21 protein-coding genes are annotated in these 22921 nt (G+C 62.0%); 7 read left to right on the forward strand and 14 right to left on the reverse strand.

The genetic code is table 11. The annotated features are described in order from the left end of the window. Positions 1-182: 182 nt before the first annotated feature. From tpx to HX814_RS12350, 11 genes are all read right to left on the reverse strand, one after another. Positions 183-683 (reverse strand): thiol peroxidase, encoded by a 501-nt coding sequence (gene tpx / locus HX814_RS12300; protein ID WP_003207496.1) that lies wholly within the window; start codon positions 681-683, stop codon positions 183-185. Positions 684-791: 108 nt separating this feature from the next. Next, a complete protein-coding gene (gene metC, locus HX814_RS12305; protein WP_177008568.1) occupies positions 792-3506 on the reverse strand; it encodes a cystathionine beta-lyase in 2715 nt (904 codons plus the stop codon). Between the two features lie 25 nt (positions 3507-3531). Then, the gene (locus HX814_RS12310) at positions 3532-4179 is read right to left on the reverse strand and encodes a glutathione S-transferase family protein (protein WP_177008569.1); all 648 of its coding nucleotides are present in this window, start codon (positions 4177-4179) and stop codon (positions 3532-3534) included. A gap of 135 nt (positions 4180-4314) precedes the next feature. After that, positions 4315-4911, reverse strand: coding sequence for a cysteine dioxygenase (locus HX814_RS12315; protein WP_008435185.1), 597 nt, complete (start codon positions 4909-4911; stop codon positions 4315-4317). Positions 4912-4927: 16 nt separating this feature from the next. Continuing rightward, entirely contained in the window at positions 4928-5752 is an 825-nt protein-coding gene (locus HX814_RS12320; protein WP_003207489.1) for an amino acid ABC transporter ATP-binding protein, read from the reverse strand. Continuing rightward, on the reverse strand, positions 5739-6431 hold the full coding sequence (locus HX814_RS12325; RefSeq protein ID WP_003207487.1) for an amino acid ABC transporter permease: 693 nt from the start codon (positions 6429-6431) through the stop codon (positions 5739-5741). Before HX814_RS12325 ends, HX814_RS12320 begins: the two co-directional genes overlap by 14 nt. Next, positions 6421-7155 (reverse strand): amino acid ABC transporter permease, encoded by a 735-nt coding sequence (locus tag HX814_RS12330; RefSeq protein ID WP_003207485.1) that lies wholly within the window; start codon positions 7153-7155, stop codon positions 6421-6423. Before HX814_RS12330 ends, HX814_RS12325 begins: the two co-directional genes overlap by 11 nt. Then, positions 7152-8363 (reverse strand): aminotransferase class I/II-fold pyridoxal phosphate-dependent enzyme, encoded by a 1212-nt coding sequence (locus HX814_RS12335; protein ID WP_087692389.1) that lies wholly within the window; start codon positions 8361-8363, stop codon positions 7152-7154. The genes HX814_RS12330 and HX814_RS12335 overlap by 4 nt, the downstream gene beginning before the upstream one ends. Beyond that, on the reverse strand, positions 8360-9781 hold the full coding sequence (locus HX814_RS12340; RefSeq protein ID WP_177008570.1) for an FAD-binding oxidoreductase: 1422 nt from the start codon (positions 9779-9781) through the stop codon (positions 8360-8362). Before HX814_RS12340 ends, HX814_RS12335 begins: the two co-directional genes overlap by 4 nt. Next, positions 9774-10580, reverse strand: coding sequence for a transporter substrate-binding domain-containing protein (locus HX814_RS12345; RefSeq protein WP_102368875.1), 807 nt, complete (start codon positions 10578-10580; stop codon positions 9774-9776). Before HX814_RS12345 ends, HX814_RS12340 begins: the two co-directional genes overlap by 8 nt. A gap of 3 nt (positions 10581-10583) precedes the next feature. Further along, positions 10584-11420, reverse strand: a complete 837-nt coding sequence (locus HX814_RS12350) for a transporter substrate-binding domain-containing protein (RefSeq protein ID WP_177008571.1) — start codon at positions 11418-11420, stop codon at positions 10584-10586. 239 nt (positions 11421-11659) lie between these two features. Here HX814_RS12350 and HX814_RS12355 point away from each other — a divergent pair, with 239 nt between their 5' ends. Further along, positions 11660-12520, forward strand: a complete 861-nt coding sequence (locus HX814_RS12355; RefSeq protein ID WP_371318519.1) for a LysR substrate-binding domain-containing protein — start codon at positions 11660-11662, stop codon at positions 12518-12520. Between the two features lie 3 nt (positions 12521-12523). On the opposite strand, the gene dnaQ is transcribed toward HX814_RS12355, so the two are convergent. The 3 genes from dnaQ to HX814_RS12370 all read right to left on the reverse strand — a co-directional run bounded on the left by dnaQ (position 12524) and on the right by HX814_RS12370 (position 14647). Then, the gene (dnaQ, locus tag HX814_RS12360) at positions 12524-13264 is read right to left on the reverse strand and encodes a DNA polymerase III subunit epsilon (protein ID WP_177008697.1); all 741 of its coding nucleotides are present in this window, start codon (positions 13262-13264) and stop codon (positions 12524-12526) included. Positions 13265-13334: 70 nt separating this feature from the next. Then, a complete protein-coding gene (rnhA, locus tag HX814_RS12365; protein ID WP_003207474.1) occupies positions 13335-13787 on the reverse strand; it encodes a ribonuclease HI in 453 nt (150 codons plus the stop codon). Between the two features lie 101 nt (positions 13788-13888). Continuing rightward, complete coding sequence (locus tag HX814_RS12370; RefSeq protein WP_008435200.1) at positions 13889-14647, reverse strand: class I SAM-dependent methyltransferase; 759 nt, start codon at positions 14645-14647, stop codon at positions 13889-13891. A gap of 65 nt (positions 14648-14712) precedes the next feature. Here HX814_RS12370 and gloB point away from each other — a divergent pair, with 65 nt between their 5' ends. The 6 genes from gloB to HX814_RS12400 all read left to right on the forward strand — a co-directional run bounded on the left by gloB (position 14713) and on the right by HX814_RS12400 (position 22920). Continuing rightward, entirely contained in the window at positions 14713-15480 is a 768-nt protein-coding gene (gene gloB, locus HX814_RS12375; RefSeq protein ID WP_003207471.1) for a hydroxyacylglutathione hydrolase, read from the forward strand. A 98-nt stretch (positions 15481-15578) separates the two neighbouring features. Next, positions 15579-16991, forward strand: coding sequence for a lytic transglycosylase domain-containing protein (locus HX814_RS12380; protein ID WP_008435202.1), 1413 nt, complete (start codon positions 15579-15581; stop codon positions 16989-16991). Between the two features lie 168 nt (positions 16992-17159). Continuing rightward, positions 17160-18989 (forward strand): extracellular solute-binding protein, encoded by a 1830-nt coding sequence (locus tag HX814_RS12385; RefSeq protein WP_008435204.1) that lies wholly within the window; start codon positions 17160-17162, stop codon positions 18987-18989. Further along, positions 18986-20824 carry an extracellular solute-binding protein gene (locus HX814_RS12390; protein ID WP_177008573.1) on the forward strand — a complete coding sequence of 613 codons (1839 nt, stop codon included), beginning with the start codon at positions 18986-18988 and terminating at the stop codon, positions 20822-20824. Before HX814_RS12385 ends, HX814_RS12390 begins: the two co-directional genes overlap by 4 nt. 1 nt (position 20825) lies before the next feature. Next, positions 20826-21899, forward strand: coding sequence for a microcin C ABC transporter permease YejB (locus tag HX814_RS12395; protein WP_177008574.1), 1074 nt, complete (start codon positions 20826-20828; stop codon positions 21897-21899). A 1-nt stretch (position 21900) separates the two neighbouring features. Then, on the forward strand, positions 21901-22920 hold the full coding sequence (locus HX814_RS12400) for an ABC transporter permease (protein ID WP_003207460.1): 1020 nt from the start codon (positions 21901-21903) through the stop codon (positions 22918-22920). The last annotated feature ends 1 nt before the right edge of the window (position 22921 follow it).

The following is a 22921-nucleotide window of genomic DNA, read 5'->3' on the forward strand; positions in this document are numbered from 1 at the left end:
CGCGTTAAGAAAAGCGCCTTTACCGGCTATTTACCTTGGATTACAACTTTTAACTTCTGTGCTTAGTCCATTCGCTATCTGGCTAAGCCTCTGAAGCACAAATAAAAACGGCCTGGACTAGGCCAGGCCGTAATACTGCATCACGCGTGTTACTGCAAAACGACAGTAATGCGTAGTAACAGTTACTTCAAAACAGCCAGGGCTGCCTCGTAGTTCGGCTCTTGGCCGATTTCGCTGACCAGTTCGCTGTGCAGCACGTTGTCGTTCTCGTCCAGTACCACGACGGCACGGGCGGTCAGGCCTTTGAGCGGGCCATCAGCAATCGCAACACCGTAGTCGACAGCAAAGGCTGCCTCACGGAAGTCCGACAGGTTCTTCACGTTTTCCAGGCCTTCGGCACCGCAGAAACGCGCCTGGGCAAATGGCAGGTCGGTGGAAATGCACAACACTACGGTGTTGTTCACGTCGTTGACCTGGGCGTTGAACTTGCGAACCGAAGTGGCGCAGGTCGGGGTATCAACGCTTGGGAAAATGTTCAGCACTTTGCGCTTGCCGGCGAAAGTCGCCAGGGTCGCGTCAGACAGGTCGCCGGCAGTCAGGGTGAAGTCTGGCGCCTTGGCGCCGACTTTCGGCAAATCGCCTTCGACCTGGACAGGGTTGCCTCGGAGGGTAACTTGAGCCATGAACGGAATCCTTCTAGTGGTGGTAGTGAAACGAATTTCAGGTGCCGAAGTTAAACACAAAGTTCGATGGGCACCTATGGGCGGACGCAAATTGTCATGGTGCAAGGCTCAACGCCCCGCCGCCACGAACCCGCGCTGCAGATCCTCGATCAACGCCTCCACATCCTCCAGCCCCACATGCAGGCGCACCACCGGGTTCAATCCACGGTCGGCGGCGTTCTGGCGATCCTGTGTATCGGCCAGGGTCACCAGGCTTTCAAAGCCGCCCCAGGATGCGCCCAGGCCAAACAGCTGCAGGCCGTCGATAAACCGTTCGACGTAGCCGGCATCCGCGCGGTCGAGTTCGAAGGACAGCAAACCGTTGCTCCCGCTGAAGTCACGCTTCCACAGCGCGTGGCCAGGATGCTCCGCCAGTGCCGGATGAAACACCCGCTTGACCTGCGGCTGCGCCTGCAACCACTGGGCAATCTTCAACGCCTGGCGCTCGTGCACGTCCAGCCGAGAGGCCAGGGTGCGTGCGCCACGCAGGATCAGGTAGGCATCGTCGGCACTCACTGCATTGCCAAAGGTATCGCTCATTTTCGCCAGGGCCGGCCATGCCGCTTCGGTGGTGCAGACGCTGCCCATCATCACGTCACTGTGGCCGCCAAGGTACTTGGTCAAGGCCATGATCGAGATGTCGGCACCCAGCGCCAGCGGTCGGTACAGGTACGCCGAGCCCCAGGTGTTGTCCACCGCCAACAGAATGCCCCGCGGCTTGCACAGTGCGGCTAGCGCGGGCAGGTCACACAGCTCATACAGCAGCGAACCCGGCACTTCGGCGTAGACCATTTTGGTGTTGGCCTGCAGTTGCGCTTCCAGGCCGCTGCCGTCCGGGGCGAAATAGCTGACTTCGATGCCGAATGGCTGGAGGAACTCCCGGGCCAGTTTGCGCACCGGCGAATAGACGGCGTCGGTGATCAACACATGGTCGCCGGGCCGCAGGTAGGCCAGGAACGTCTGCGCCGCGGCGGCGAGCCCGGTGCCATACAGCCGTGTGCGATAGCCCCCCTCAAGTTCGGTGACCAGGTCTTCAAGGGCAAAAGCGGTGGGATTGCCGCGTGCGCCGTAACTCAGGACCCGCTCACTGTCGCGTCGGGAGCGCGCGTCACGCATCTGGGCCAGGTTGTCGAACAGCACGGTGCTCAGGCGGGTGATCGGTACGTTCACCGCCCGACCACCATTGCCGCCTTCGGTACGCGCCGCGTGAATCAGCCGGGTGCGCACCCGTGACGCGGGCAACAATGGCTTGAGACTGGCGATTTCCGCTTCGCTCATCTGTGCCAACAGGCCAATTTCCCAGGCGAGATATTGGCGGGCAGCGTCCTTGTTGCCGCTGTGACGGTCGTGGGTGAAGAACAGGAAGTCGATGCACTGGTTGTCCGGAGGCGTTTGCGCATCCTCGATCACCGGCAAACCGGCCGCAACCCACGCGGAATAGCCGCCGTCGAGCAAACGCACATCGCCGCCCAAGCCCAACGCAGCAAAAGCGGCCAGTGCCGGATCATCAGCCAGCAGCACCAGTGGACGCCCACCCGCGGTCAACCGCGAACGAATCGACCAGCGCGAACCGACAATCCGGCCCTTGCGATGGATCGTGCTCGGGCGCAGGTCCACCAGGTCCACGGTGCCGTCCTTCAGCGCCTCGGCCAGCGCCTGCACCGAGATCAGCGGCAGCGCGTCAAAGGGCACGGCCTCCTTGACCTCCAGCGCCAATCCACTGTGGACGCCACCCTCCAGCACATACGCCTCATGCCCCAACTGCCGCAGCCAACTGGCGACAATCGGCGCACGCACACCATCACTGTCCAGCAGCACCACCCGTGCCTGACGCACGCCGATGTACAGGTCGGTGGACTGGATCAATTGCCCGCCCGGCGTGTGTTGCGCCCCCGGCAAACTGCCGGCGGCAAATTCTTCAGCGGTACGCACATCGCACAGGAACAGGCTACGGGCCGGGTCCGCCGCCCATTGCCGGACCTGCTCCGCCTTGACACTGACCACCCCTGCCCGCTCCGCCAACTGCCGGGCAGCTTCGCGCTGCCGGCCCAGATCCGTCGAGACCTGGTCGGCATAACGCCGAGTGCTGCCATGCTCCAGCTTGAAGTCCGCCAGGTACCAACCCTGGGTACCGTTTTCCAGGGCATAAACCGGGTTCTTCACCCCGAGGTTGATCAACGTCTGGGCGCCGATAATGCTGCGGGTACGCCCGGCGCAGTTGACCACGATCGGCGTGGTTTCATCCGGCACCAGGTCGTGCACGCGGTAGCCCAGCTCACCATTGGGGCAGCAGATCGAACCGGGAATGGTCATCTTGCGGTATTCATCGAACGGCCGACCGTCCAGCACCACCAGCGGCTCGCCCGTGGCCTGCCAGTCCGCCAGTTGCTGCGCGGTGACGTGGGGTGTGTGGCTGGCCTCTTCCACCAATTCGCCAAAGGCTTTCGACGGCACATGCACCCCGGCGAACAACTGCAAACCCGCCGCCTGCCAAGCGTTCGCACCACCTTCCAGCACATGCACATGGCGGTAGCCCAGCGCTTGCAAACGCAGTGCCGTGCGCGCAGCCACATCGCCGCCGTCCTGGTCGTAGATCACCAGGCGCACCCGGGGATTCGGTGCCAGGCGCTGCACCTCCAGTTCCAGGCGGCTATAGGGCAGGTTCACCCCGTGAAACAGGTGGGCCTCGCCGTATTGGCCGTGCTCGCGTACGTCGAACAGGGCGATTTCCTGGCCGTCAAACAGCCATTGTTGCAATTGCCCGGGTGTGATGGTCTGGCTCATGGAAGTCCCGCAAAAAATAGATGGGTTACTGCAAGGCCAGCGAACGCTCGCCGGCGGCCACTTCACGGCCCTTGGCATAGGCCCGCTGGACTGCCGGGCGCGCCTTGATGCGCAGACGCCAGGCCTGGATGTTCGGGTAGTCCGCCAGGTCCTGGCCTTGGCGCAGGGGCTGGATCCACGGGAAGATCGCCATGTCGGCCACCGAGTATTCGCCCGCCACATACGGCACCTCGGCCAGGCGCTGCTCCAGCACCCGATACAGGCGCGTGGCTTCGGCGTTCAGCAGGTCCAGGGCAAAGGGAATCGGTTCCGGGGCCTTCTCCTTGAACAGCTGCAACTGGCTCAGGTACGGGGTGATATGCCCTACCTGCCAGAACAGCCATTCCTGGACCTTCTGGCGCTCGGCGGTGCCGGCGGGCGGCAGGAAGCGCCCGGCCTGGTCGGCCAGGTAGTTCAGGATCGCCCCGGACTCGAACAGGCTCAGGGGTGCTTCAAGGCGGTGGTCGACAATCGCCGGAATCCGCCCATTCGCACTGATGCGCTGGAAGCTTTCCTGCTTCTGCGCGCCTTCGCGGATGTTGACCGGAATCAGGCGGTACTCCGCCTCCAGCTCTTCCAGCAGGATGCCGACTTTCAGGCCGTTGCCCGTAGGCCAGTAATACAGATCAATCATAAAAAACCCTGGATGAACGCGGATCTAATTGTAGGAGCGGGCTTGCTCGCGAATGGGGTGTGTCAGCCAATGAATGCGTTTCTGACCCACCGCATTCGCGAGCAAGCCCGCTCCCACATTTGATGTGTGTTGTGCTCAGGAATAGGCCCGGATTGAAGGCGCCATCTGCGAGGCGTTGTAGTTGAGGATCCGGCCGTCTGCTTCAACGCCGTAACGGCCATTGAGGGATTCCAGCGGCAAGCCGTACAGGTGGAAATGCAAGGTCGCCTGCTCACCCTCAACGCGAATCCCGTGCAGGTCTTCACCGAGGAACGAGATAGAGGTGCCCGGCTGCACGACGACTTCTTTCTCAAGGGTCAGGGTGGTGAAGCCTTCCTCACGCCCTTCATCGTTGCGGCCATACACGTAGTTGATTTCCTGGCCTTCAACGGCACTGATGATCGCCCAGGTTTCGTGGTTGTGCGGGAGGGTGCTTTTGCCCGGCAGCAACGAGTTCAGGTACAGGGTGGGCGTGTCGCCGTCGTCGTTCAGGCGATAGCGGAACGCGGTACTGCCCTGGCCCGGCACCGGCGCGGGGAATTCGCTGAAGTTGAACAGGTCCCGGCGCTCGGCCAGGGTTTCCAGCAGCCCGACGATTTCCACCAGGGCCGCGCGGTCTACGCCACGCTGGTTGATGACGCGGATCTGCTGCAGGAAGTCTTCGATAACGGCGGCACGGTTTGCGGTACTCATGACGAGGTTCCTCTTGTTAGACGGACAGGGTGTAGCGACTCAGGTTGGTCAACAGGTACGGATCATTGGCGATCGGCGGCCGACGGCCGGGATCACCCAAGGCATGGCGCAGGAATTCCTGGGTCCGTTCACTGGTGGGGCGCTGGAAGATCTGCTCGGCGCTGCCGTGCTCGACGATCACGCCGTTTTCGGTGAAATAGACGATGTCGCTGATCTCTTCGGCAAAGCGCATTTCGTGGGTCACCAGCACGCAGGTCATGCCTTCTTCGGTCAGCTCGCGAATCACCGTCAGTACTTCACCGACGGTTTCCGGGTCCAGGGCCGAGGTCACTTCATCGAACAGGATCAGCTCGGGGCGCATCGCCAACGCCCGGGCAATCGCCACCCGCTGCTGTTGGCCGCCGGACAATTGGCCCGGATAGGCATCGGCCTTGTGCTCCATGCGCACCTTGGCCAACAACGCCCGGGCATCTTTCTCGGCATCGGCACGGTTGCGACCGAGCACCTTGCGCGGGGCGATCACCAGGTTTTCCAGCACGGACAAATGCGGGAACAGGTTGTATTGCTGGAATACAAAACCCACACGCTTGCGCAACTCGATGCGCTGGGCTTCCTGGGTCAGCGTATCGACCCGGGTTTCGCCCACGCGAATGGTGCCGCGCTGAGGCTGCAACAGGCCGGTGATGCAACGCAGGATGGTCGACTTGCCCGAGCCCGACGGGCCGATGATCGACACCGCCTGGCCGCGATGCACGTCGAGGTCGATGCCCTTGAGCACCCGGTTGTCACCGAACGACAGCTGCAAATCCCGCAGGCTGACCAGGGGTTCAATAGAAGGCATAACGGCGCTCCAGGCGTTGGGTCAAACGGGAAATCGGGTAGCAGTAGGCGAAGAACAGGACCAACAGGCTGAGGTAGATCACCACGGTAAAGCCGGTCATGTTCACGGTGTTGCTGGCGATCTGTGCGGTGTCGATCACGTCGTGCACGCCCACCAGCGACGCCAGGGCGGTGCCCATGGTGACCACCGCGTAGAGGTTCATCCACGGCGGCAACATGCGCTTGAAGCACTGGGGCAGGATGATCGAGCTGAATATCTGGCCGCGGGTAAATGCCAGTGAGCGCGCCGCTTCCCATTGGGTGCTGGGGATCGAGCCGATGGCGCCGCGAAAGATCTCCGCCACGTTGGCGCTGGCCGGCAATGCCAGGCCAATCGTCACCTTGACCCAGTCCGGGAACGACACGTAGCTGCTGCCGATATGGATCTCGAACGGGAACACGTAGGTGGTGAAATAGATCAGCACCAGCCACGGTGCATTGCGGAAAACCTGCACCCAGATCCGCGCGGGCAACCGCAGCAGGCGCAGGGGTGACAGGGCCAACGCGCCCACCATCAGGCCCAGCAGCGAGCCGAGACCAATCGCCACCAGGCTGATCAGGATGTTCTGGCCGAAACCAGTCACCAGCGCCGGCGACCATTGCAGCAACGCCGACAGCACCGGGAATGAATCAATGGCCATAGCCGGGCATCCTCAGGCGCGCTTCCAGCCAGCGCCCCACACAATTGACGGTAAAACTCAGCAAGCCGAAAAAGCTCAGGATCAGAATCATCAGCTCCAGCACGTTGTCGCTCTGGGTCCATATCATGATCGAGGCGTAAGTGATGTCGCCCACGGCGATGGCCGAGGCCACGGCGGTCATTTTCACCAGGTCGATCAGGTTGTTGATCAGCGACGGCAGCGCGAAGCGCAGGGCCAACGGCAACTGCACATTCCACAGCAATTGCCGACTGCTGAACGCCAGGGAGCTGGCGGCTTCCAGGGTCACGGCGGGCACCGCTTCGATGCCGGCGCGCAGGGCTTCGGCGTGGAACGCGCCCTTGTGCAGAGAAATCACGATCACCACCCAGGCAAACGGCGTCAGCGGGTTGGCCGCGCCGACGGCCTGGGTCAGCAGCATGTTCAACACCAGGAATGCGCAGTACAGCTGCACCAGGGTCGGCGTGTTGCGGGTGACTTCGATAAACACCCGCGCCGGTTTGGCCAGCCACGGGTTGCCGGAAGTCAGCAGCGCCGCCAGGCTGATCCCGGCCAGCAGGCTGCCGACGATGGTGAACAGGCACAACAGCACGGTGGTCAGCGCGCCCTGCTCCAGGGTGCCGCGCTGATAGGCATCCAGCAGGAAGCTGTAGTTGAGGCCGATACCGGCGGCCCAGTGCACAAAAAGCTCCAGCCAATGACTCATTCGACGCCCCGCAGCTTGCCGCAGGCGACAGCGATACGGCGGCCGGCCTCGGCCACGCTGTCGGTCGCCGTGGCGATGGACAGGCGAAACCACGGCGACAGGCCGTAGGCACTGCCCGCTACTCCGGCGACGCCCTCCTCCAGCAAGTACGCGACGACATCGCCGTCATCGTTCAGGCACTGACCGTCCGGGCGATAGCGACCAAGCAACCCGGCGCAACGCACGAACACGAAAAAGCCGCCCTGGGGTTCGAGTACTTCCAGGCCCTCGACGGTGCCGAGGGCCATCATCAACAGGTCCCGGCGCAGTTGATAGGCCGCTACCTGCTCGGCCAAAAAGCCCAGCCCGCCGGTGAATGCAGCCAATGCAGCAGCCTGGCCCACGGAGGAAGCACCGGAGGTGGATTGCGACTGAACAACCGCCATTGCATGGGTCAAGGCCTGCGGCCCGGCGCCGAAACCGATGCGCCAGCCGGTCATGGCGTAGGTCTTGGACACGCCGCCCACCAGCAGGCAACGGTCCTGCAAATCCGGCGCAACGTTCAGCAGGCTCTGGGCCGGGCGACCGTCGAAGCGGATGTGTTCGTAGAGTTCATCCAGCAGCACCAGCACCTGGGGATGGCGACGCAGCACCTCGGCCAGCGCGTGCAGTTCAGCCTCGCTATACACCGCACCGCTCGGGTTGCCCGGGCCGTTAAGGATCAGCCAGCGGGTGCATTGATTGATGTGCTGCTCCAGCTGGGCGGGCAGCAGTTTACAGCCCTGCTCCAGCCCGCACTCGATAAAAACCGGCTCGCCACCGTTGAAGCGCACGCTGTCGGGGAACGACGGCCAGTAAGGCGTCGGCACCAGCACTTGATCGCCGTCGTCGAGGGTTGCGGCGAAGGCGTTGAAGATGATTTGTTTCGCGCCGTTGGCGATCACGATATTCGGCAGCGAATAGTCCAGGTGGTTTTCTTCGGCCAGTTTTCGCTGCACGGCCACGCGCAAGGCTTTTACCCCGGGTGTCGGCGTGTACTTGGTGGCGCCCGCAGCAATGGCTGCGCAGGCGGCTTGCTTGATGTGCTCCGGGGTATCGAAATCCGGCTCGCCGGTGGTCAGGTCCAGAATGTCGCGGCCGGCGTCACGCAGTTCCGTGGCGCGGGATTTGGCCGCCGCATTGGCCGACAGCGACACGCGCTGCACCCGCTTGGACAAGCGAACGGTCATGGCTGCACCTCAATGACTTTGCCGGGATTGAGCAGGTTTTTCGGGTCGAGGGCCCGCTTGATGCGGCGCATCAGGTCCAGTTCCACCGGGCTTTTGTAGCGGCCCAGCATGCCGACCTTGCGCTGGCCAATCCCGTGTTCGGCGCTTATGGAGCCGCCGTGGGCATGGGCGCTGTCGTGTACCAGCAAGCTCAATTCGGCGTAGTTGCGCATGTGCTCGTCAACCGTTGAATCCAGCGGATGAGCCACGTTGTAATGCAGGTTGCCGTCCCCCAGGTGCCCGAACGTGAAGTTGCGAACACCGGGGAAATGCGTCTGCAACAGCGCATCGGTATGGGCGACGAAGGCGACGATTTGCGAAATGGGCACCGAGATATCGTGCTTCATATTGCGTCCGGCACGCTTCTGCGCTTCGCTCATGTTCTCCCGCAGCAGCCATAGCGCTTCGCTTTGCGCCAGGCTTTCGGCGATCAGTGCGTCGGCCAGCAGTGCCTGTTCGAAGGCTTCACCGAGGACCGTTTCGAAGGCTTCGCGGGCGTGGGTTTCACCGTGGTTATCCGACAGCTCCAGCAAGGCAAACCAGGGTTGGCTGGCGTTGAGAAATGGTTGCGGGCCCTCGGGAAATTGCTCGCGCAACAACGCCAGGCAATCGGCGCTGAGCAATTCGAATGCAGTGAGGTTTGCACCAAAACCGGCGCGGGCATGGGACAGGAACGCCACCGCCTGGGCCAACTCGTCAAACGCCAGCAGCGCTGTCGCCTGGGCCTTGGGCAGCGGGAACAGCTTCAGGGTCGCGGCGGTGATAATCCCGAGGGTACCTTCGCTGCCCACGTACAAATCCCGCAGGTCGTAGCCGGTGTTGTCCTTGCGCAACCCTCGCAGGCCATTCCAGATTTCGCCTTCGGCGGTCACTACTTCCAGGCCCAGGGTCAACTCGCGGGTGTTGCCATAACGCAGCACGGCCGTGCCGCCTGCATTGGTGCCAAGGTTGCCGCCGATGGTGCAACTGCCTTCGGCGCCCAGACTCAATGGAAACAGGCGATCGGCTTCACGGGCCACGTCCTGGATGTTTTGCAGGATGCAGCCGGCTTCGACGGTCAGGGTGTCGTTGTCGGTATCGATCACGCGCACCCGGTTCATGCGCTCGAGCAGCAACAATACCGCGCGGCCGCTGGCATCCGGTGTGGCACCCGCCATCAGGCCGGTGTTGCCGCCCTGGACCACGATGGGCGCTTCCAGGGCGACACACGCACGCACCACGGCGGCCACTTCCTCGGTGTTGGCCGGGTGCACCACGGCGATCACCTGGCCGGTGTAGCGGCCCTGTTTGTCGGTCAGGTACTGGGCGGCGTCTTCGCTGCGCTGCACATGGGCGGCGCCGAGCAGTTGTTGCAGGGTGGCGAATAGCGCTTCACTCATGGCTGTACTGCTCGTGCAGATCACGCAGGGCTTGGGACGGAGCCATGCCGGTACGTTCGCCGAGGGCGATCAACCAGCCGCTGCGATGCCAGTCGCGCACGATGGCGTCGAGCCTGGCCTGGGTGTCGTGTTCGCCTTTGCGGATCCAGATCACGGATTTGGACGGGATCAAATCCCCCGGCAACGGGATCTCGTAGCCGGACCATTCGGCATCGCCGAGCAGCGCGTGCATGGTCGGGCTGACGTGCACCGCCGCCACACAGCCATTGCCGCGCAACGACAGCAGGGATTCGGACTGGCTGCGGAACGCCTTGATCTGCGCGCCGTAGGTTTCCTGCAACGGCTTGATGAAGTTGCTGCCCTGGGACACGCACACCGGCTTGCCCTTGAGGTCGGCCCACTGGGTGATGCCGGCGCCTTTGCGGATCAACGCCGCGCCGCCGACTTCTTCATAGGGCGTTGGCACGTAGTCGAGAATCTCGGCGCGTTCGTCGGTGTACTGCATGTTGGCGATCAGCACGTCGACCTTGCCCTGTTGCAGGAACTGCACGCGGTTGGGCGCCAGTACCGAAACGGTCCTGGTCTCCACTCCCAGCGCCTGGCCCAGGCCCTTGGCCAGTTCGACGTTGTAGCCCAGGTGTTCGCCGGTCTTGGGGTCGATGGTGCCAAACGGCGGACCGCTGAGGATCACGCCGACGCTGATGGCGTGGCGTTGCTGGATCTTGTCGAGGGTGGCGTCGGCGTGGGCCAGGCTGGCGCACAGTGCCAGGCCCAAGGCAGTCAGGGTTCTCAATGTCATGTGTCAGGCGCCCTTGAACTGTTTCTGCAACTCCACCAGCGCCGGGGACGCCGGGGTGATGTGGTTGCGGGTCTGGGCTTCGATCAGCCAGCCGCTGCGGTGCAGGTCCTTGACGATGGGGTCGAGTTTGGCCTCGGTGTCGCTCTCGCCACGGCGGGTCCAGATTACCGATGGCGCCGGGTTCAGCTCGGGACTGAGGGTGCGGTAATCCTTCCATTCGGCGCTGTCGTTGATCAGCGGGTTGACCAGGGTGGAGTCATGCACCGCAGCGACGCAGTTGTTGCCGCGCAGGGCCAGCAGGGATTCCGAAGAGCTCTTGAAGGCCTTGATCTGCGCGCCCAGTTCGGTCAGCGGCTTGACGTAGCTGCTGCCCTGGGAGGTGCACACCGGCTGGTCCTTGAGATCTTCCCAGCGGGTGATCTTGCTGTCCTTGAGTACGGCAGCAGTGCCGCCGATCTTGTAGAACGGCGTCGGCACGAACCCGAGGATCTCGCCACGCTCGGCGGTCCATTCCATATTGGCGATCAGCAGGTCGACCTTGCCCTGTTGCAGGAACTGCACACGGTTGGCCGGCAATACCGGCACCAGCTGCACCTCGGCGCCCAACTGACGACCCAGCTCGTTGGCCAGGTCGACGTTCAAGCCCCTGGGCTTCTGGGTGGTGGGGTCGATGCCGCCAAACGGCCCGCCAGACAGCAGCACGCCGACCACCAGCACATGGCGCTGCTGGATCTTGTCCAGGGTCGCATCGGCCTGAGCCACTGCGCTGCCGCCCAGGGCGATCAACGCGCCCAGGACCACAGGCAACCTTCGTTTTACCGCCGCGCGCACAAACCCCATGGAACTCCCCTCATTAGCGATCGGCGTACCCCGACCTGATGTGGGGGCATGCTAGGGAGAGTGCCGGGCTAACGGAAATTCAAATATCTAATATCGTTATAACTTCCCGTATATGGACGCGCTGATTTTTGGCCATATACTCGAATTCATTAGCCCTCGTAAAAACCCGGCGCGACAAAACATAAACATCTGTAATGTTTATCTTCGCACCCTTGATATAAAAACGCCCTGGAATGGCCATGTCGACCCTCGATCTTGAACTGCTCCGCACCTTTATCGCCGTGGTCGACCACCACAGCTTTGCCGAAGCCGGCACTCACCTGGCACGCACACAATCTTCCGTCACCCAGCATATGCAGCGTCTGGAACAACAAGTGGGCGTCAGCCTGTTTGAAAAACGTGGCCGGCAAAAACAACTGACAGAACCCGGGATGCAACTGTTGCGGCATGCGCGGCAGATGCTCTCGCTGAATGACGATGCACTCAATTCCCTGCGGGAAAGCAGCCTCAGCGGCGTACTGCGTATCGGCTCGCCCCACGACATCGCCGACACCATCCTGCCGCCGATCCTCAGCCACATCGCCCGCTCGGCACCGCGCCTGCGCCTGGAGATCGACGTCGGGCGCAGCCCGTTCCTGATGGATGACCTGCACCGGGGCAAGGTCGACATGGTGATTTCCACCCGCGCCGATGCCAACCTGGAGGGTTTTGCGCTGCGCACCTCGCCGGTGTGGTGGATTTGTTCGGCGCAATACATTCACTCGCCAAGCGAGCCGCTGCCATTGATTCTGGTGGATGAGCCGAGCATTTATCGGCGCTACGCCCTTGAGGCGCTGGAACGGGCGAATACCCCGTGGCGCCAGGCGTACCTGGCATCGAACCTGATCGGTATCAAGGCGGCAACCCGCGCAGGGCTCGGCGTGACCCCACGGAGCATGGAGATGCTCGGGCCGGATATGCGGGTATTGGGGGAAAACGATGGATTGCCGAGGATGCCGGAGGTCACGTACTACCTGTGGATCCGTCCGAACACGGCGAACCCGATTGCGCGCAAGGCATATGACCTGATCAGGGCCAGCCAGGGGCTGGCGCTGGGGTAAAGGTTATTGCTGGGTCAATTGGGTCCACAACGCGGGTGCGCCGGCAGACTTGGCAATCGCCTCGAGGCGCGCTGCATGCTCGGCCATGTCCTGCTCGCTGGCACGAATGATCGTAGTGGGCTGGCGATCCGCTGGCAGGCGGCGGATTTCCGAAGGACGATTGCCCGAGCCTTCCGCCGAACCATTGCCGTCCGAGGCATTACCGGCCAGGGACAGGCTGGTCTGGCCACCGGTCATGGTCAGGTAGACGTCAGCGAGAATCTCGGAGTCGAGCAACGCGCCGTGGAGTTCACGGCCGGAGTTGTCGACGCCATAGCGTTTGCACAATGCGTCGAGGCTGTTGCGCTGGCCCGGGTGACGCTCACGCGCCATCATCAAGGTGTCGAGGATCGAGCAGTGCCGGGTGATATCGGCCCGGTCGGCCTGCCCCATCAGCGCGAATTCGTTGTTGATGAAGCCAACGTCGAACGCCGCGTTATGGATGATCAGTTGCGCGCCGTTGATGAACTCAAAGAACTCATCCGCCACTTCGGCAAACCGTGGCTTGCCCACCAGGAATTCGTTGGTGATGCCGTGGACGCCGATGGCGCCTTCGTCACTTTCCCGATCCGGTTGCAGGTAGACGTGGAAGTGCCGGCCGGTGAGGCGGCGGCCCATCAGTTCGACACAGCCGATTTCAATGATCCGGTGGCCGTCGGTCACCGGCATGCCGGTGGTTTCGGTATCGAGTACAACAGATCGGATGGCCATCAGGGTTCAGCTCTCAACGGTTTGGTACATTTCAAAGGGCGGGATCTTAACACGTCAACCGGCATCAGCTCTGTTTGTAGCCGCGCACTTCATCCACACCGCGGTTGGCCAGTTGGTCGGCCCGCTCGTTGCCGGGATGGCCGATGTGCCCGCGCACCCATTTCCAGGTGATGTTGTGGCGATTGCATTGCTCATCGAGCAATTGCCACAGGTCGGCGTTTTTCACCGGCTCCTTGGCCGCAGTCTTCCAGCCGCGCTTCTTCCAGTTGACCATCCACTCGTTGATGCCCTTCATCACGTACTGGGAGTCGGTCACCAGCAATACGTCGCAACGGCGCTTGAGCTCTTCCAGGCCACGGATCGCGCCCATCAGTTCCATACGGTTGTTGGTGGTGTTGGCTTCGCCGCCCCACAGTTCCTTCTCCACGCCCTTGCACACCAGCAAGGCGCCCCATCCGCCGGGGCCGGGGTTGCCCTTGCAGGCGCCATCGGTGAAGAGTTCTACGGTATCGGTCATTTCACTGTCCATTAAAGCGGGATCCATCAAAGCGGGTTGCCGATAATCGACCGACAAGTGCCCGAGGTCGAGAGGCTCGACCTGAAATCAAAAAGGTATGTTTACTGTTCGCTCTGCTTGCGATTGACCTTGGCCATCGGCATCGGCACCAGCTTGCCCATCGGCTCGCGACGCACCTGGCGCACCGGGCGCAGGCCAACGACGATCTTGCGCGCCACCAACAGGTAGAAACCCCCGCCGGACAATTGCCAGGCACCGGCCCTGCGTTCCCAGCCGGCCAGCCGGCCTTGCCACTTGGCAGACGCAAGCGGCGGACGATAGCACCCGAAGCGGCGTTTCTCCAGCGCAAAGCCCAGCAGGTTCAACCAGTCGCCGACTCGCGACGGCGAGATGCAGCGCGCCTGGCGCAGCCCGTCATGGGCGAACACATGGCGCAAGCCCCAACTGCTCCAGGGGTTGATGCCAATGATCAGCAAATGGCCACCAGGGCGCACGCTGCTGGCTGCTTCGCGCAGCAAACCGTGGGGCGACAGGCAGAAATCCAGGCCATGCTGCATCACCACCACATCGGCCGCATGCTCGCTCAACGGCCAGGCCTGCTCCTCGCAGACGATTTCAACCCCCGGCAGCGGCGCCCCCAGGCGCACATTGCGTTGCACCTGGGGTGCCGACGGCGGGGTTTGTGCCGACGGCCCGTAATGCACCAGGTAACCACCAAAGAACCGACCCAGCTCGTCTTCGAGCATGCGCCGTTCTTCATCCAGTAAAAATTGCCCGACAGGCCCGGACAGCCATTCACGGGCGGCACCGATCAGTGCCAGCCACTCGGGATCGGCCTGGGCGAACGCTTTATCAGTCATTGCATTCTCCAACGCGCCAAGAAGCTCTAAGATGCACCAATGTGTTCAGCTTGGCGAATCAAAGAATGATACAGATCAGTGCCCTGCCCGCCTTCACCGATAACTACATCTGGTTGTTACAGGATCAGCCGAACAAGCGCTGCGCGGTGGTCGATCCCGGTGATGCCGCGCCCGTGCTGGCCTGGCTCCAGCAGCATCCCGAGTGGACCCTCAGCGACATCCTGGTGACTCACCATCACCATGATCATGTCGGCGGCGTCGAGCAACTTAAAAGTGTTTCAGGCGCCACGGTCTACGGCCCGGCAAATGAAAAGATCCCGGCGCGGGACGTGGCACTCCAGGATAACGACCGCATCAACGTGCTGGGTTGGGACTTCGAGGTGTTTGCCGTACCCGGCCATACCCTGGGGCACATCGCCTTTTATCACGAGGGCGTGCTGTTCTGTGGCGACACCCTCTTCGCCGCCGGTTGTGGCCGCCTGTTCGAAGGCACCCCGCAGCAAATGCACACTTCACTGGAACGCCTGGCGGCCTTGCCGGCCAACACGCTGGTGTACTGCACCCACGAATACACACAAAGTAACCTGAAATTCGCCCAGGCCGTGGAACCGCATAACGCGGATATCGCCGAACGGGTGGAGAACGTGCGGCAACTGCGGGCGAACGGCCAGATAACATTGCCTTCGACTTTGGCCCTGGAAAAACGCACCAACCCTTTTCTGCGGACCTCTGAAACATCCGTTAAAGAAAAAGCGGACGAACGGAATGGCCGCGATAACCGGGCCGGGAGTGAGGTGTTTGCTAGCTTGAGGTCGTGGAAAGATACGTTCTAAGCGCGCGGAATTTAGTACGTAATTTCTGAATGGTTGACCGCAACCCACGCGCTTTCTAGAATCGCCCGACATTTTTGCCCGGAACTTACTTCCAGCCAATGTCGTCATCTATTCGTAAAACCAACCATTCAGACGCATTGACCCGCCTGGCTCAAGCCGTGGCGGTGGCTGTGTCCGCTACTCTGGCGGGCTGCCAATCGACCCATTTTGCCGCACAATCCACCGTGCAACCCAAGCCAAACCTTACCGCCAAGATCAAGCAAAAACCCCTTTGGCTATCAGAGAAGCCAAGCCCGGAAGTGCCCCAGGATGTCTGGGAACGCATGCGCCGGGGCTTTCAATTGCAGGACGGGTTAGGCGTCAACCCGCGCATTGAACAGCAACGATTGTGGTTTGCCAGCAACCCATCCTTCCTCGAGAACGCCGGCGAACGCGGCAGCCTCTACATTCATTACATCGTCGAACGCCTTGAAGAACGCAACATGCCGCTGGAGCTGGCGCTGCTGCCAGTGATTGAAAGTGCCTACAACCCAATGGCCTATTCCCGCAGCGATGCGGTCGGCCTGTGGCAGTTCGTTCCCGCCACCGGGCGCTATTTCAACCTGCGCCAGACCCGCGCCTACGACGGCCGCCGCGACATCACCGCCTCCACCACCGCCGCCCTGGACTACCTGACTCGCCTGCATGACATGTTCAACGGCGACTGGTTGCTGGCCCTGGCGGCTTACAACGCCGGTGAGGGCACGGTCAGCCGAGCCATCGAGCGTAACGAGAAGCTCGGCTTGCCGACGGACTACTGGAACCTGCCACTGCCCCAGGAAACCAAGGACTACGTGCCCAAGTTCCTGGCGCTGTCCCAGGTGGTGCTGGCCCCCGAGGCGTATGGCGTCAACTTGAACCCGATCGCCAACACGCCGTACTTCGAAGTGGTAGAAATCAAGACCAGCATGGACCTGTCACGGGTCGCCGCGCTGGCCGAGATCGACGAAGACGAACTGTTCCAGCTCAACCCGGCCTTGAAACAGCGCACCACCCTGGACGGCCCGCAGCATTTGCTGGTGCCGACGTCCAAGGCGCAGTTGCTGGCCAGCAGCCTTTCGGCGATGAAGCCCGAAGAATTGCTGAGCATGCGCCCGAAAAAGCCGGTGTTCGACGACGTTGAGCACAAGGCCATTGCCGGTCGCACCCGCAACTACAAGGTGCGCAGCGGCGACAACCTGACGCTGATCGCCAAGGCCAACAAGGTCGATGTACATGACCTGCAGCGCTGGAACAAGCTCAACGGGCAGGCGCTCAAGGTCGGCCAGACCCTGGTGATGCAGGACACCCGCAAGCTGGTGGCCAAGGCCGACAGCAAGAAGCCGGTGCAGTACAAGGTCAAGAAAGGCGATTCGCTGTACATCGTCGCCAAGCGCTTCAACGTCGAGATGCAACATCTCAAGCGCTGGAACCCACGCACTGGCCAGGCCCTGAAACCTGGGCAGATGCTGGTGGTTTCCGGGCCGCGCTAAGCAGCAAACACGAGGGGGAACTGGCAACAGCTCCCCCTTTGTTCTTCACCCTGCCAACCCCCATCCAAGCCTGTAGTCTCCCTCCTGCGGCGCCAGCCTTTTTCCAATCGGAACAAGCTGTTACTGTACGGTTCATAAAGCCCAAGCCGCCTGGATCGGATCCCTGACTTGAAGCGTCCCCTCCTTCTACTAATAAGTCTGGCCTTGAGCTTTTCCGCGAACGCGACCATTACCGAGAGCCACGGTTATGCGCAGTTCGGCACGCTCAAGTACCCGGCCAAATTCACCCACTTCGACTGGGTAAACCCCGCAGCGCCCAAGGGCGGCACCTTGCGGGTCATGGCGTTTGGCACGTTCGACACCCTCAACCCGTACACCTTCAAGGGTTCCAGCCCGGTTTCCACCGCCAATTTCCTGCAATATGGGGTTAACGAGCTCAATGAGCCGTTGATGGTCGGCACCGGCCAATATGCCCCTTCCGGCGATGAACCCACCTCCAGCTACGGCCTGATTGCCCAATCGGTGGAATACAGCGAGGACCGCAGCTGGGTAGTGTTCAACCTGCGCCCTGAAGCGCGGTTTCACGATGGCAAGCCGATCACCGCCTACGACGTGGCGTTTTCCTATCGCACGCTGCTGACCGAAGGTCACCCGCAGTACCGCACCAACCTGCAGGAAGTGGCCCGGGTCGACATTCTTAACCGGCATCGCATTCGTTTTGTGTTCAAGCGCGCCGGCAACCCGTTGCTGATCCTGCGCCTGGGCGAGCTACCGGTATTGCCCCAGCATTACTGGAAAAACCGCGACTTCAAGGCCACCACGTTCGAACCGCCGCTGGGCAGCGGGCCTTACCGCATCAGCAAGGTCAGCCCCGGGCGACAACTGGTGTTCGAGCGGGTCAAGGATTACTGGGGCAAGGACCTGGCGGTCAACCGTGGTTTGTATAACTACGACAAGGTCGAGGTGGAGTTCTACCGAGACAGCGACGTGGCCTTCGAAGCGTTCAAGGCCGGCGAGTTCGATATCTATATCGAGCACCAGGCGAAAAACTGGGCCAATGGCTACAACTTCCCGGCGGTCAACCGCGGCGATGTGATCAAGGCGCAGATCGCCCACCAGATACCGACCCAGAGCCAGGGCCTGTTCATGAACAGCCGGCGCCCGGCCTTCAGCCAGGCCAAGGTCCGCGAAGCGTTGGGGCTGATGTTCGATTTCGAGTGGACCAACCGCACCCTGTTCAGCGGCGCCTATAAACGCAGCCTCAGCTATTACCCCAACAGCGAATTCTCCGCTACCGGCGTGCCGACCGGCCATGAGTGGCTGATGCTGTCGCCCTATCGCGACCAACTGCCGGCCAACCTGTTTACCCAGCCCTTCAGCCTGCCCCAGACCGACGGTCGCGGCATTCCTCGCGACACGATGCGCCGCGCCCTCGCATTGTTGGCGGACGCCGGCTGGAAGCTGTCCGGGCAACGCTTGCTCAACAGTGACGGGCAGCCGCTGAGGCTGGAGATTCTGCTGGTGAACCCGAACCTGGAGCGCATCCTGCAGCCCTATGTCGAGAATCTGACAAGCATCGGGGTCGATGCCCGCTTGCGCACGGTAGACCGCGCACAGTACAAACAACGCCTCGATCAGTTCGACTTCGACATGATTCTGATGACCCTCAACCAGACCCTCAGCCCCGGCCTTGAGCAGTGGCAGTATTTCCACTCCAGCCAGGCGGGGATCAAGGGCAGCAAGAATTACGCAGGCATCGCCAACCCGGTGGTCGACCACCTGCTGGACCAACTGCTGGCGGCGCAAACCCGTGAAGAACAGTTGGCCGCAGGCCGGGCGCTGGACCGCGTCCTGCTGTGGCAGCACTACAGTATTCCCAACTGGTACCTCAACTATCATCGCCTGGCGTACCGCAACCGGTTCGCCTTCGTCACCACGCCGCCCTACAGCCTGGGCCTGAGCGCATGGTGGCTGAAAGCTTCGGAGAAAGCCCAATGATACCTTTGCGTACTGCGATCCTTGGCAGCCTGCTGTTTTGCGCCGCGGCCAATGCGGCCCCGCAACATGCCCTGACCCTCTACAACGAACCGCCCAAGTACCCCGCCGATTTCAAACACGTCGACTACGTAAATCCGGATGCCCCCAAGGGTGGTACCTTCCGCGTATCCAGCATGGGCAGCTTCGACAGCCTCAACCCATTCATCAGCAAGGGCGTGCCGGCAGATGATATCGGCCTGATCTACGACACCCTCGCCCAGCAAAGCCTGGACGAACCCATCACCGAATACGGGCTGGTGGCCGGCAAGATCGAAAAGGCCCCGGACAACAGCTGGGTGCGCTTCCACATCCGCCCCGAAGCGCGCTTCCACGACGGCCACCCGATCCGTGCCGAAGACGTGGTGTTCAGCTTCCAGACGCTGATGAAGGACGGCTCGCCGATCTTCAAGACCTACTACGCCGATGTCGACGAAGTGATCGCCGAAGACCCGCTGCGGGTGCTGTTCAAGTTCAAGCGCACCAACAACCGCGAACTGCCGCTGATCCTTGGGCAACTGACAGTGTTGCCCAAGCATTACTGGGAGGGCCGCGACTTCTCCAAGGGCAACCTGGAGATTCCGCTGGGCAGCGGCCCGTACAAGGTGGCCGAGGTCAAGGCCGGGCGTTCGATCCGCTACGAGCGGGTCAAGGACTACTGGGCCAAGGACCTGCCGATCAACAAGGGCTTCTACAACTTCGATTACCGGGTCACCGATTACTACCGCGACAACACCGTGGCCCTCGAAGCCCTCAAGGCCGGGCAGTTCGATTACTGGCTGGAAATCAGCGCGAAAAACTGGGCCAATGCCTACAACACCCCCGCCGTCACCCAGGGCCGCCTGATCAAGGAAGAAATCCCCAACGGCAACCCCACCGGCATGCAGGGCTTCGTGTTCAACACCCGCAAGCCGATGTTCCAGGACGTGCGAGTGCGCAAGGCCATCAGCCTGTTGCTGGACTTTGAATGGAGCAACAAGCAACTGTTCAACGGCGCCTACACCCGCAGCCGCAGCTATTTCGAAAACTCCGAGATGGCCGCCACCGGCCTGCCCGGCCCGGATGAGCTGGCGATTCTTGAACCGCTGCGGGACAAGATCCCGCCCCAGGTGTTTACCGAAGCCTTCGAGCCATCGAAGACCGACGCCAGCGGCATGATCCGCACCCAGCAGCGCGAGGCCTATCAACTGCTGCAAGAGGCCGGCTGGAAGATCGTCGACGACAAGATGGTCGACACCACCGGCAAGCCGGTGACCATCGAGTTCCTGCTGGCACAGACCGAGTTCGAACGCATCCTGTTGCCGTTCAAGCGCAACCTGGCAGACCTGGGGATCGACCTGGTGATTCGCCGGGTCGACATCTCGCAGTACATCAACCGCATCCGTTCGCGGGACTTCGACATGGTGGTGGGCAGCTTCCCGCAATCCTCATCGCCGGGCAACGAGCAGCGCGAGTACTGGAAGTCATCCAGCGCCGACAAGCCCGGCAGCCGCAACTACATCGGCCTGAAAGACCCGGCCATCGACCAGTTGGTGGAAGAACTCATCGACTCCGACTCGCGCAAGAGCCTGGTGGCCCACGCCAAGGCCCTGGACCGCGTGCTGCAGTTCGGCTACTACGTGATCCCCAACTGGCACATCAAGACCTTCCGCGTGGCGTATTGGGACCACCTCGGCCATCCGAAGGTCTCGCCACGGTATGACGTCGGCACCGCCACCTGGTGGAGCAAACCCGACGTGAAACCTGCGATAACCGTGGACACCAACCAGAGCGCCGATCCGGCGAGCGGGGGCGACTGAGATGCTGGCCTATATTTTTCGTCGACTGCTGCTGATCATCCCGACCCTGTTCGGCATTTTGCTGATCAACTTTGTGATCATCCAGGCCGCCCCGGGTGGCCCGGTGGAGCAGATGATCGCCAAGCTCGAAGGCTTTGAAGGCGCCACCAGCCGGATTGCCGGGGGCGGCGCCGAAGTCTCGGTGGCCGGTTCCAGCTACCGCGGCGCCCAGGGCCTGGACCCGGCGCTGGTGAAGGAAATCGAGAAGATGTACGGCTTCGACAAGTCGGCGCCGGAACGCTTGTGGATCATGGTCAAGAACTACGCCCGGCTGGATTTTGGCGACAGCTTCTTTCGCGATGCGAAGGTCATCGACCTGATCAAGGAAAAGATGCCGGTGTCCATCTCCCTCGGATTATGGAGCACCCTGATCATGTACCTGGTGTCGATCCCCCTGGGGATCGCCAAGGCTACGCGGCACGGTAGCCACTTCGACGTGTGGACCAGCTCGGCGATCATCGTCGGCTACGCGATCCCGGCGTTCCTGTTTGCGATCCTGCTGATCGTGGTGTTCGCCGGCGGCAGTTACTTCGACTGGTTTCCGTTACGCGGACTCACGTCCAACAACTTTGATGAATTGAGCTGGGGCGGCAAGATCCTCGATTACTTCTGGCACCTTGCCCTGCCGGTGACCGCCCTGGTGATCGGCAACTTCGCCACCATGACCCTGCTCACCAAAAACAGCTTCCTCGACGAGATCAACAAGCAGTACGTGGTCACCGCCAAGGCCAAGGGCCTGACCAACCACCGCGTGCTGTACGGCCATGTGTTTCGCAACGCGATGCTGCTGGTGATTGCCGGCTTCCCGTCGGCCTTTATCGGCATCTTCTTTACCGGCTCGTTACTGGTGGAAGTGATCTTCTCCCTCGACGGCCTGGGCCTGATGAGCTTTGAAGCGGCGATCAACCGCGACTACCCGGTGGTGTTCGGTACCCTGTTTATCTTCACCCTGCTGGGATTGGTGGTGAAGCTGATCGGCGACCTCACCTACACCCTGGTCGATCCGCGCATCGACTTCGCCAGCCGGGAGCATTGAGATGAATCTATCCCCCCTCAATCGTCGCCGGTTCGAGCGTTTCAAGGCCAACAAGCGTGGCTGGTGGTCGCTGTGGCTGTTTTTGATCCTGTTCGGCCTGAGCCTGGGCGCCGAGCTGATCGCCAACGACAAGCCGCTGGCGGTGCACTACGACGGCGACTGGTACTTCCCGGCGCTCAAGCGCTACCCCGAGACCACCTTCGGCGGCGAATTCCCGCTGGAAGCCAACTACAAGAGCCCGTATATCCAGGAGCTGCTCAAGGCCAAGAATGCCTGGACCTTGTGGGCGCCGATTCCGTACAGCTACCAGAGCATCAACTACGACCTGAAAGTTCCGGCACCGGCCCCGCCGTCACGGGACAACCTGCTGGGCACCGATGACCAGGGCCGCGATGTGCTGGCGCGGGTGATCTACGGCTTCAGGATTTCCGTGCTGTTTGCGCTGACGCTCACCGTGCTCAGCTCGATCATCGGCGTGATCGCCGGCGCGTTGCAGGGCTTCTACGGTGGTTGGGTCGACCTGGCCGGCCAGCGTTTCCTGGAAATCTGGTCCGGCTTGCCGGTGCTGTACCTGTTGATCATCCTCGCCAGCTTCGTGCAACCCAACTTCTGGTGGCTGCTGGGGATCATGCTGCTGTTTTCCTGGATGAGCCTGGTTGACGTGGTGCGCGCCGAGTTCCTGCGCGGGCGTAACCTGGAATATGTGCGGGCGGCGCGGGCGCTGGGGATGCAGAACGGCGCGATCATGTTCCGCCATATCCTGCCCAACGCCATGGTCTCCACCATGACCTTCATGCCGTTCATCCTGACCGGCGCCATCGGCACCCTCACCGCGCTGGACTTCCTGGGTTTCGGCCTGCCGGCCGGCTCGCCGTCCCTGGGTGAACTGGTGGCCCAGGGCAAATCCAACCTGCAGGCGCCGTGGCTGGGCATGAGTGCGTTTGCCGTGCTGGCGATCATGTTGAGTCTGCTGGTGTTTATCGGCGAGTCCGCTCGCGATGCCTTCGACCCGAGGAAATGAG

Origin of the sequence: Pseudomonas sp. C8002 (genome assembly GCF_013385765.1) — a bacterium.
GTDB lineage: Bacteria > Pseudomonadota > Gammaproteobacteria > Pseudomonadales > Pseudomonadaceae > Aquipseudomonas.